The organism is Thiocystis violacea (assembly GCF_016583575.1).
Lineage (GTDB): Bacteria > Pseudomonadota > Gammaproteobacteria > Chromatiales > Chromatiaceae > Thiocystis > Thiocystis violacea.
Genome location: NZ_NRRG01000088.1, coordinates 1 through 9,912, shown reverse-complemented (window position 1 = coordinate 9,912; position 9,912 = coordinate 1). Strand labels below are relative to the sequence as shown.

Below are 9,912 nucleotides of genomic sequence, written 5' to 3'. Positions count from 1 at the left end.
CAGCCCACCAGGTATCCCGCGCGACCAGGAACTTGCGTTCGATCTCGACACCCATCAGCGACGCCGCTCGAACAGGGCCATGGATTCGACATGACTGGTGTGCGGAAACATGTCCATCACGCCCGCCGCCAGGAGCCGGTAGCCAAGCCCGTTGACCAGGCGGTCGGCGTCGCGCGCCAGGGTCGCGGGATTGCAGGAGACATAAAGCAGGCGCTCGACCCCGAGACGCGGCAGCCAGTCCAGCACCTCCAGGGCGCCGGTGCGCGGCGGGTCGATCAGGGCCTTGGCGAAGCGTTCGCGCGTCCAGGGTTCATCGACCAGTTCGCCTTGCAGATTCGCGACATGAAAGCGCGTGTTGGGGAGGCCGTTACGCTCGGCATTGGCCATGGCGCGGGCGACCAGCCCGGCGTCGCCCTCCACGCCCTCGACCGAGGCGGCCCGGCGCGCCAGCGGGAGGGTGAAGTTGCCCAGGCCGGAGAAGAGATCCAAAACCCGGTCCTCCGGCTGAACCTGGAGCAGATCGAGCGCCTGATCGACCATGCGCCGGTTCAGCTCCAGGTTGACCTGGGTGAAATCGTTCGGCAGGAAGGCGATCTCGACCCCATGGCTCGGCAGGCTGTAGCTCAGATCCACGGCCTGCCCCGGCAGCGGGCGAATGCTGTCGACACCGCCCTCCTGGAGATAGATGTGGAAGCCCTCGCGCTCGCCCAGTTCCAGCAATAGCGCCTCGTCCTCGGCGCTCGGCGGCTCCATGACGCGGAACACCAGCACGCAGGGGCCATCGCCCATGGCCATCTCGATCTGCGGCACCTGGTCGCGGATGCTCAGGCGATCGATGGTCGCGCCGATGGTCTCCAGACGCTCGCCGACCGCCGGATGCAGCACCTCGCAGCGGGTCAGATCGGCGAGGAAAGCGTTGCGGCGCTCGCGAAAGCCGACCAGGGTCCGGCCCTTCTTGAGCACATGCCGCACGCCAAGCCGCGCCTTGCGGCGGTAGCCCCAGTGTCCGGCCGTGAGCGGCGTAAGCCAGCGCTCCGGGGTCACCTTGCCGATGCGGCTGAAGACGTCGGCAAGACTCTCCTGCTTGACGCGGATCTGCACCCCGGCGTCCAGATGTTGCAGGCTGCAACCGCCGCAGACGGCGAAATGGGCGCACTTGGGCTCGACGCGGTCGGGAGAGGCGGTCAGAACCTCCTCAACCACCGCCTCGTCGAAACGGCGCTGGACACGGGTATAGCGAAAGCGCACGCGCTCGCCCGCCAGCGCGCCATCCACGAAGACAGCCTTGCCGTCGACATGGGTCAGGCCACGGCCTTCATGGGTCAGGGTTTCGATCAGGGCCTCGACGGGCTCGCTGGGGATGGGTTTGCGTTTTCTCGACAATGAGGGTCTCGCTCGTAACCTGTGGGATATGGTCTCTTGAACCGTGCCGGATAGGGTGCGCGATGCGTACCTAACATGGGCCTCCGGGACGCTTGCTCGTTCGATACCAGCGCCCGAGCAGGGGCTTGGCCCATCCACGGGGCGGGCCCAGGCCGGGTTGAACAGCTTCACGACCTCTACTTGATCGGAAACGCCAGGCTGTCCTTGCCATGCTTCTTGAGCAGTGAACGCACCTTTTCGGCCTCCTGCTTGCTCGCATAGCCGCCGGTACGCACGCGGTGCGTGGTCTTGCCGTTGGCCAGGGTCGCGCTCTGGACGCTGGTCGACAGGCCCAGGAGCGCGAGCTGCGCCCTCAGACGCTCGGCATCGGCCGCGCGGCCGAAGGAGCCGACCTGCACCACGTAGGTTCCGGCGCGCGGCTGCTCGGTGGGCTCCGCCGGCGGCAACTCCGGCGTCGCCGTCCTTCCATCGACGGGCGTTGGCGGAGTCGCGGGGGGTTGTGGTCGCGGGGCGGACGGCGGCGGAGGCGGGGTCTGACCGATATCCACCTCGTTATCGCTCAGGATCTCCTCGAACATGAACCTCGGCTTGGCCGCCGGAGGTTGCCCGGTTCCCTCGGGTCCGGCCGCGGTCTCCGCCGGGGCGACCGGACCCGCCCGCTTGGACGTCAGGGCGTTGGAACCGACCCCGCCGAGCGCCACGCCCATGATGAGCCACCAGACACAGGTGCGGTTCTGCTTGTGTTTGGGCTGGGGCTGCGGCGGCGTCGGCGGGAGGCGGGGACCGCGACGATAGTCCTTGGACATCTTACATGCTCTCTGGCGCCGAGACGCCGATCAGACCCAGGCCATTACGGAGTACCTGACGCGCGGCCAGGATCAGCTTGATCCGGGCGTCGCGCAGTTGGGCGTCCTCCACGAGAAAGGGGTGGGCGTTGTAGTAGGTGTGAAATTCGTTGGCCAACTCACGCAGATAGTTGGTGAGCTGGTGGGGTTCTTCCTTGAGCGCGGCGGTCTCCACGACCTCGGGATAGCGGGTCAGGGTCCGCAAGAGCGCCTGCTCGTGATCCTCCGCGAGGCGCTCCAGATGCGTCGCGCCGGGGCTCGGTTCGATCACCAGCCCGCGCTCGGCGGCCTGGCGCAGCACGCTGCAAACCCTGGCGTGGGCGTACTGCACGTAGTAGACCGGGTTGTCCGAGGACTCGGACTTGGCGAGATCCAGGTCGAAGTCCAGGTGCTGCTCGCAGCGGCGCATGATGTAGAAGAATCGCGCCGCGTCGCGTCCGACCTCGCGGCGCAGCTCGCGCAGGGTGACAAATTCGCCCGAGCGGGTCGACATCTGCGCCTTCTCGCCGCCGCGATAGAGGATGGCGAACTGCACCAGCAGGACATCGAGCCGGTCGCTGTCGTCGCCCAGCGCCCGGAGCGCCGCCTTGACGCGCGGGATGTAGCCGTGATGATCCGCGCCCCAGATATCGATGACGCGGTCGAAGCCGCGTTCGAGCTTGTCCATGTGATAGGCGATGTCGGAGGCGAAATAGGTGCTCTGACCGTTCTCGCGCACCACCACCCGGTCCTTCTCGTCGCCAAAGGCGGTGGAGCGAAACCAGAGCGCGCCGTTGTTCTCGTAGAGGTGGCCGGACTCGCGCAGCCGCTCGATCGCCTTGTTGACCGCGCCGCTCTCGGTCAGCGAGCGCTCCGAATACCATTCCTGATAGTCGACGCCGAACTCGGACAGATCCGCGCGGATATCGTCGAGGATGGTGTTGAGCCCCAGCTCGAAGACATAACGGTAGCGGTTGTCGCCGAGCAGACGCTTGGCGGTGGCGATCAGCCCGTCGATATGGGCCTCCTTGTCACCCGCCTGGTCCTGGGGCTCCCCCTCCAGCGGGGCGTCGGGCGGCAGACCGGCGAGAACCTGGTCCGCGTCCACCCGGTAGGCGTCGCCATGCTCGCGATGCAGGGTGGCAGCGATGTCCCAGACATAGTCGCCCTTGTAGCCGTTGCTCGGGAATCTCAGGTTCTCGCCGCACAGCTCCAGATAGCGCAGCCAGACCGAGGTGCCGAGGATGTCCATCTGGCGTCCGGCGTCGTTGACGTAATACTCGCGATGGACGTCGAAACCGACCGCCGCCAGCAGGTCCGCGACCACCGCGCCATAGGCCGCGCCGCGTCCGTGTCCGACATGCAGCGGGCCGGTGGGATTGGCCGAAACGAACTCCACCTGCACCCGTTTTCCAGCGCCGACGTGGCCGCGGCCGTAGTCGTGTCCCGACTCCAGGATCCGGGGGATCACGCCGCGGTAGGCGTCCTCGGCGAGGAAGAAGTTGATAAAGCCGGGGCCGGCGATCTCCACCCGCGCGACCAGGGGCGAGTCGGGCAGGGCCGCGACCAGACGCTCGGCCAGCTCGCGCGGCCTGGCGCGGGCGAGCTTGGCCAGCACCATCGCGAGATTGGTCGCGAAATCGCCATGGGTCGTGTCCTTGGCGCGATCCACCTGGGGCTCGGGAAGCTCGGTGACGGCCAGCTGGCCATCCGCGACGAGCCTGGCGAGGGCGGCGGAGAGGAGTTCTTTGATGTCTTGCTTCATGCAGGTTGACGACTCGATTGCGTCGAATGGGTACAGACGCCCCGGAGAGCCGCGCGAGGGCTCCCGGGTCGGCTCGCCGCCGACGTGGTCCGCGATGGGTTGGATGAAGGGATTCGGTCGCTGGATCCGCGCGGCGCCAGGGTCCCGAACCGGCGCATAAGGATACCTGAATCGGTGACTTAGAGCATATCTTGCGGATCCACATCCAGCGACCAGCGCAGTCCCCCGCGCCTCGGCAGTCCCCGGATCGCCAGCGTCCAGCGGCTCAGGAAGCGTTGCAGCCGCGGGCGCTCCGCGCACTGGACCAGGAGTTGGGCGCGATAGCGCCCGGCGCGTCGTTCCATTGGGGCCGGTACCGGACCCAGCAACTGGATCCGGGGCTCGCCGATGGACTCGCCGAGGCCCAGCGCCTCGCGCAGGAAGGCCAGCGCGTCGCCCTCGCCGGGCGCCTCGGCGCGAACCAGGGCGAGATAGGCGTAGGGCGGCAGCTCGGCCTCCTCGCGTTCCGCCAGGGCGGCGGTGGCGAATCCGGCATAGCCATCGCGCAACAGCGACTGGAGCAGGGGGTGTTCGGGGTGGCGGGTCTGCAACACCACCCGGCCGGGACGCTCGGCCCGGCCGGCGCGCCCCGCGACCTGCACGATGAGCTGGGCGGTACGCTCGGCGGCGCGGAAATCGCTGGCATGGAGCGACTGATCGAGTTCCAGGATGCCGACCAGGGTCACGCCCGGAAAGTCATGGCCCTTGGCCAGCATCTGGGTGCCGAGCAGGATCTGGATCTCGCCCTGGCGCACGGCCTCGAACAGCCGGGCCAGTTCGCCCTTACGCCGGGTGCTGTCGCGGTCGACGCGGGCGATGCTGGCGGAGGGGAAGAGCGGCTTGAGGTCTTCCTCCAGACGCTCGGTGCCGCGTCCGAGCATTCTCAGGTCGTGACTCTGGCATTCGGGACAGCGCGTCGGCAGCGCGCGCGACCAGCCGCAATGATGGCACCAGAGCCGTCGCTGACCCAGATGCAGCGTCAGTCGCGCGTCGCAATGGGGACAGTCACCGACCCAACCGCAGGCGTGACAGGTGAGCAGGGGCGCGTAGCCCCGGCGGTTCAGGAACAGCAGGATCTGGTTGCCCGCGGCGATCTCGGCGCGCATATGCTCGCGCAGCACGGGCGAGAGCCCGGCTTGCAAGGGCTGGTCGCGGATATCCAGCAGGGCAATGAGCGGCGGTTCGGCGCGTCCGGCCCGGCGTGTCAGACGCAGCCAGGTATAGCGTCCGGTCCGGGCGTTGTTGAGCGTCTCCAGCGACGGCGTCGCCGAGCCGAGCACCACCGGACAGCCCGCCAGTTGGGCGCGGCGCACGGCCAGATCGCGGGCCGAGTAGCGGAAGCCCTCCTGCTGTTTCAGCGAGGGATCGTGTTCCTCGTCGACCACCACCAACCCCAGGCGCGGGAGCGGGGCGAACATGGCCGAGCGGGTTCCGAGCACCAGCCGCGCCTCGCCGCGCGCCGCGCTGTGCCAGTTGCGCTCGCGCTCGCCGGCGCCGAGGGCCGAATGCAGGACCGCCATGGGTCCGGGGAGACGCTGGCGGAAGCGCTCCCGAAGCTGTGGGGTCAGACCGATCTCGGGCACCACCACCAGCGCTTGCCCGCCGCGCGCGATCACGGTCGCGATTAACTGGATGTAGACCTCGGTCTTGCCGCTGCCGGTCACGCCATCGAGCAGAAAGGCACGGAAGCCGCCCAGCGCGGCGCTCACCGACTCGATGGCCTGGCGTTGCTCCGGGTTCGGATCGGGACCGGGCGAGGCGCTGGTCGCGGCCATCGCCGCCGGGTCGACGAGGGGCGCGATCCGGCAATCCCCGATCAGTCCCCCGTCGCGCAGCGCGCGGATCGGCCCGCGACAATCGCCGAGCCGCGCGGCGAGTTCGGTCAAGGCCAGACCCTCGGGCGCCTCGCGCAGCAGGGTCAGAAGATCCCGCTGCTTGTGGGCACGCTTGAGTTGCTCCAGATCCAGCGCCAGCCCCTCCGGGGTCGCCTGGAGACCGGGACGTTGCTCGTCGAGCAGGGGCTCGGGCGAGCGCAGCCGCGCCGGCAGCGCGCTGAAGAGCACCTCGCCGATCGGCTGGTGATAGTAGGCCGCCGCCCACAGTAGAAGATCCAGGTCCGCCGGCGTCAGTAGCGGGCGCGGATCCAGCACCGCCTCGACCCGCTTGAGCCGCGCGGGATCCTGGTCCGACTGATCCCTGATCTCGATCAGGATTCCGACCCGTCGGCCCCGGCCGAAGGGAACCAGAAGGCGCAGGCCGGGCCGCAAGGATTCGCGCGACAGGCCGCTCGGGGCGAGATAGTCGAACGTCTCGGCCAGCGGCGCGTCCACGGCGACGCGCAGGATGCCGCCAGGCTCCTCGAACTCGGCTTGGTCCGGCTGGCGACTCATCCGTCCGAGCGAAGCCGGGCGAATGCCTTGGGGTATCCCCTTGGCCGGATGTCTTGACAGACGCTCGGATTGGCGCGCGGGGCGGGCCGCCAAGCGGTCATCCGGGGTTGTTCACAATATCTGTGGATAAGTCTGGGGAAAACCTTTGGGCAGCACTCGCAAGCCTGTGCCGGCACACCCTTTCCGTTGAAACGGCCATACCCTGACCACCTCATGGCAACTCTTTTTTTATCAATGACTTATGGATTTCGACCGGTTGGCCGTCGCCCCCGGTTCCGGGAACTCGGCGCGATCGCCGGCTCGGCTTGTGGGGTGTGAATGATCAAGCGGTTAGACTTGGGAACAGGATCGATCGAACCCGGCTTCGGCGCTCCCGGCACAGGTTCGAGATCGACCGCGCCCCTGGTTTGCGCCCCCGAGGCAAGCCTGTATGATGAACGCAAATTCCGAGCCGTATCCAACTATGTTGCCACTCAATCAACAGGTGCTGCGAACGGATTTGGCGGGCCTGCCCCTGGAATGGATCGACTATCGGGTCGCCGCCCGGCTCTACTTTTTGGGCCAGGTCGCCTACTCCTGCGGGGACGCCCTGTTTCTGCTGCGCGGCGGGATCAACGCGGTCACGCACGTTCAAAGCCAGCTCAGAATCCACTCCATCATCGCGACCCACGCGCTCCATCACGGCCCGAACAAGCTTCAGGGCGATTATGTTCCGCCGCTCTCGAACCGCACCCTGTTCCAGCGGGACGACCACATGTGCATGTACTGCGGTCACCGCTTTTCCCCCCGACTCCTCTCGCGCGACCATGTGCGGCCGACCAGCAAGGGCGGCGAGGATACCTGGCGCAATGTCGTCACCGCCTGTCTGCGCTGCAACAATTACAAGGCCGGCCGCTCTCCCGAGGACGCGGGGATGGAACTGCTGGCCGTGCCCTTCATGCCGACCCGAGCCGAGTACATCTATCTGATGAGCCGCCACGTCCTGGCCGATCAGATGGAGTTCCTGCGCGCCCACTTCCCACGCTCCAGCCCCTTGCATCGCCGGCTCGGACGAGGTTTGTCCAAGTGAGCGAATGGGGCCTGATCGCCGAGTGGATCGGCGCCACCACCGGAGAGCCCTTCCGGATCCAGCGGAACCGACCGATCGGCGGCGGCTGCATCAACACCGCGGCCGCCTTGAGCGACGGTCGGCGCGCCTTCTTCGTCAAGCTCAACACGCCCGAGCGGCTCGGGATGTTCGAGGCCGAGTCGGAGGGGCTCGCGGCGCTGGCCGCCGCCAGGGCCATCCGCGTACCCGCGCCGCTAGGCACCGGCGTCGCGGCTCACCGGAGCTTTCTGGTGATGGAGTTGCTGGATCTCGGCGGACGTCTCGATGGCGCCCTGGCGGGCCGTCAACTGGCCGAGTTGCATCGCGTGAGCGCCGAGCGTTTCGGTTGGCATCGCGACAACACCATCGGCTCCACGCCTCAGAGCAATACGCCCTGTGACGATTGGGTGGACTTCTGGCGCGAGCATCGGCTCGGCCCTCAGTTGGCCATCGCCGCCGCCAATGGCTATGGCGGCCGTCTGCTGACGGCGGGCGAGCGGCTGATGGGCCGGCTCGAGGCGCTGATCGGGCACCGCCCGCCGCCCTCGATCCTGCACGGCGACCTCTGGGGCGGCAACATCGGCGCGACCCCGGACGGACAGCCCGTCATCTTCGATCCCGCCGTCTATCATGGCGACCGCGAGACCGACCTGGCGATGACCGAACTCTTCGGCGGTTTCGGCTCCGCCTTCCAGGCGGCCTACCGCGAGGCCTGGCCGCTCGATCCCGACTATGCCATCCGCAAGATCCTCTACAACCTCTACCACATCCTCAACCATCTGAACCTGTTCGGCGGTGGTTACCTGAGCCAGTCGCAAGCGATGATCGAACGGCTCCTCGCCGAAACCGGCTGAGGTTACGCCAACATGACGAATGTGTTAAAACCCGGCCATGGTTGTCACAGGCAGGTTTAACGCCCGGTTTGAACTACGCCGACCCCCTCTTTCATCGGCCCCGAGAACTCTTGCTGCTCCGTCACGCCAAGTCGGATTGGGAGTCGCTCGTCTCGACGGATTTCGAGCGCCCGCTCGCCAAGCGAGGCAAGAGCGACGCGCCCAAGGTCGGCGCCTGGCTCTATCGCGAGGGTCTGGTTCCGGACCATGTCGTCAGCTCGCCGGCCGAACGTGCCCGCCAGACCGCAGCCAAGGTCTGCAAGCGACTCGACTTCAAGAAAAAGCGGATCATCTGGGATGAAGACCTCTACGAGGCCGGCCTCCCGGCCTTGCTTGGCGTCTTGTCCCGCTGTCCCGAACAGGCCGTCACCGTCCTGATCATCGGTCACAATCCAGGGCTTGAGGAACTGCTCATGTACCTGGTCGGCGAGGATCTTGAGCACCCGGACGACGGCAAGCTCCTGCCGACCGCCACCGTGGCGCGTCTTGAAATGCCCGACGACTGGAGTCGGCTCGGACCCGGAAGCGCGCAACTCGTCTCCATCACCCGCCCACGCAGCCTCTAGCGGGACGAAGATCCCGCCCCAGCTTCCGCTCGATCTCTCCAGCGCTTGCCGTAGTCACCCAACGACTGGTTTCGAGTGCCCTATCGGGCAACATCGGACCAGATAGGGCAAGCCTCCCGGCCTTCTCCCGGCCAGTCATCCCGACTCTAACGATAGCCCCGGATGCTTGAACAAGCCGGTAGTGCTCCACGCGCCGATCCCCTCGATTGGGGCACCATCGAACAAGCTTTCAATCTATAAAAAGTCGTTGAACCGCGAAGAGCACAGAGCACAAAGAACGCAAATTATTTCAACGAGTTGCTTTGATTACGACAGTCACCCGGAGGGTGAGTACCAGGCGCATGGCCAACCCTTGTATTTCGAGTCCTTTGCGCCTTTGTGGTTCGGATTTCCGGATTAAGGATCAACGTGGTGAGAATCGTCTAGGCCAGCGCCGCGAGCAACACCTTGAACTAGTGCGCTCCCGGCTGAAAGTCGACTTCCGGGGACTTCAGCTTTCTACTCCCTATGGGATGCGTAAATGTCTCGGGCCAAATCCCGCCCACATACAAATCCGCCCTTTCTACTCCCTATGGGATGCGTAAATAGCGCGCGTCCTGGCCGGTGCGGCATTTGTGCTGCGCTTTCTACTCCCTATGGGATGCGTAAATATGGCGCAATGTTCGTCGATCTTGTCCAGGAACTGTCTTTCTACTCCCTATGGGATGCGTAAATACCTCGGCTCCAAGCCGTCCCCGCCCCTTGTAAGTTAGTTTTGTCCGGTTGTAGGTTTGTTTTACCCGTCTCAGACCGTAACCCCTCTGATTTCGAGATCGTGGGAGAGCTTGGGTCGATGCGGGGTTTTCCTCAACAACCCGAACAGTTGCCAGGGCGTAAAGCCCGATTCTGCAAGGCGGGGTATAGGGAGGGATGAGCATGCATTCTGAAACCTGTTGGGTTGGTGTAGACGTCTCGAAGTCAACCTT

At 66.2% G+C, this 9,912-nt stretch carries 7 protein-coding genes; 3 read left to right on the top strand and 4 right to left on the bottom strand.

The genetic code is table 11. From position 1 onward, the window contains the following. Window positions 1–54: 54 nt before the first annotated feature. The 4 genes from rlmD to CKO27_RS22545 all read right to left on the bottom strand — a co-directional run bounded on the left by rlmD (window position 55) and on the right by CKO27_RS22545 (window position 6,401). Window positions 55–1,383 carry a 23S rRNA (uracil(1939)-C(5))-methyltransferase RlmD gene (gene rlmD / locus CKO27_RS22560; protein ID WP_200377167.1) on the bottom strand — a complete coding sequence of 443 codons (1,329 nt, stop codon included), beginning with the start codon at window positions 1,381–1,383 and terminating at the stop codon, window positions 55–57. A 176-nt stretch (window positions 1,384–1,559) separates the two neighbouring features. Continuing rightward, window positions 1,560–2,189, bottom strand: a complete 630-nt coding sequence (locus tag CKO27_RS22555; RefSeq protein ID WP_200377166.1) for an SPOR domain-containing protein — start codon at window positions 2,187–2,189, stop codon at window positions 1,560–1,562. 1 nt (window position 2,190) lies between these two features. Next, window positions 2,191–3,972: an arginine--tRNA ligase gene (argS, locus tag CKO27_RS22550; RefSeq protein WP_200377165.1), complete on the bottom strand. Its 1,782-nt coding sequence runs from the start codon at window positions 3,970–3,972 to the stop codon at window positions 2,191–2,193. A gap of 179 nt (window positions 3,973–4,151) precedes the next feature. Continuing rightward, a complete protein-coding gene (locus CKO27_RS22545; protein WP_200377168.1) occupies window positions 4,152–6,401 on the bottom strand; it encodes a primosomal protein N' in 2,250 nt (749 codons plus the stop codon). Between the two features lie 463 nt (window positions 6,402–6,864). On the opposite strand from CKO27_RS22545, the gene CKO27_RS22540 reads away from it, so the two are divergent. The 3 genes from CKO27_RS22540 (at window position 6,865) to CKO27_RS22530 (ending at window position 8,947) form a co-directional block, all read left to right on the top strand. Continuing rightward, complete coding sequence (locus CKO27_RS22540; protein ID WP_200377164.1) at window positions 6,865–7,470, top strand: HNH endonuclease; 606 nt, start codon at window positions 6,865–6,867, stop codon at window positions 7,468–7,470. Next, complete coding sequence (locus CKO27_RS22535) at window positions 7,467–8,342, top strand: fructosamine kinase family protein (RefSeq protein WP_200377163.1); 876 nt, start codon at window positions 7,467–7,469, stop codon at window positions 8,340–8,342. The genes CKO27_RS22540 and CKO27_RS22535 overlap by 4 nt, the downstream gene beginning before the upstream one ends. 110 nt (window positions 8,343–8,452) lie before the next feature. Beyond that, window positions 8,453–8,947, top strand: coding sequence for a SixA phosphatase family protein (locus CKO27_RS22530; protein WP_242471080.1), 495 nt, complete (start codon window positions 8,453–8,455; stop codon window positions 8,945–8,947). The last annotated feature ends 965 nt before the right edge of the window (window positions 8,948–9,912 follow it).

Excerpts from the sequence above, each read along its gene's own strand:
- argS (WP_200377165.1), bottom strand. The coding sequence starts at position 3,972 with ATGAAGCAAGACATCAAAGAACTCCTCTCCGCCGCCCTCGCCAGGCTC.
- CKO27_RS22545 (WP_200377168.1), bottom strand. The coding sequence starts at position 6,401 with ATGAGTCGCCAGCCGGACCAAGCCGAGTTCGAGGAGCCTGGCGGCATC.
- CKO27_RS22540 (WP_200377164.1), top strand. The coding sequence starts at position 6,865 with ATGTTGCCACTCAATCAACAGGTGCTGCGAACGGATTTGGCGGGCCTG.
- CKO27_RS22555 (WP_200377166.1), bottom strand. The coding sequence starts at position 2,189 with ATGTCCAAGGACTATCGTCGCGGTCCCCGCCTCCCGCCGACGCCGCCG.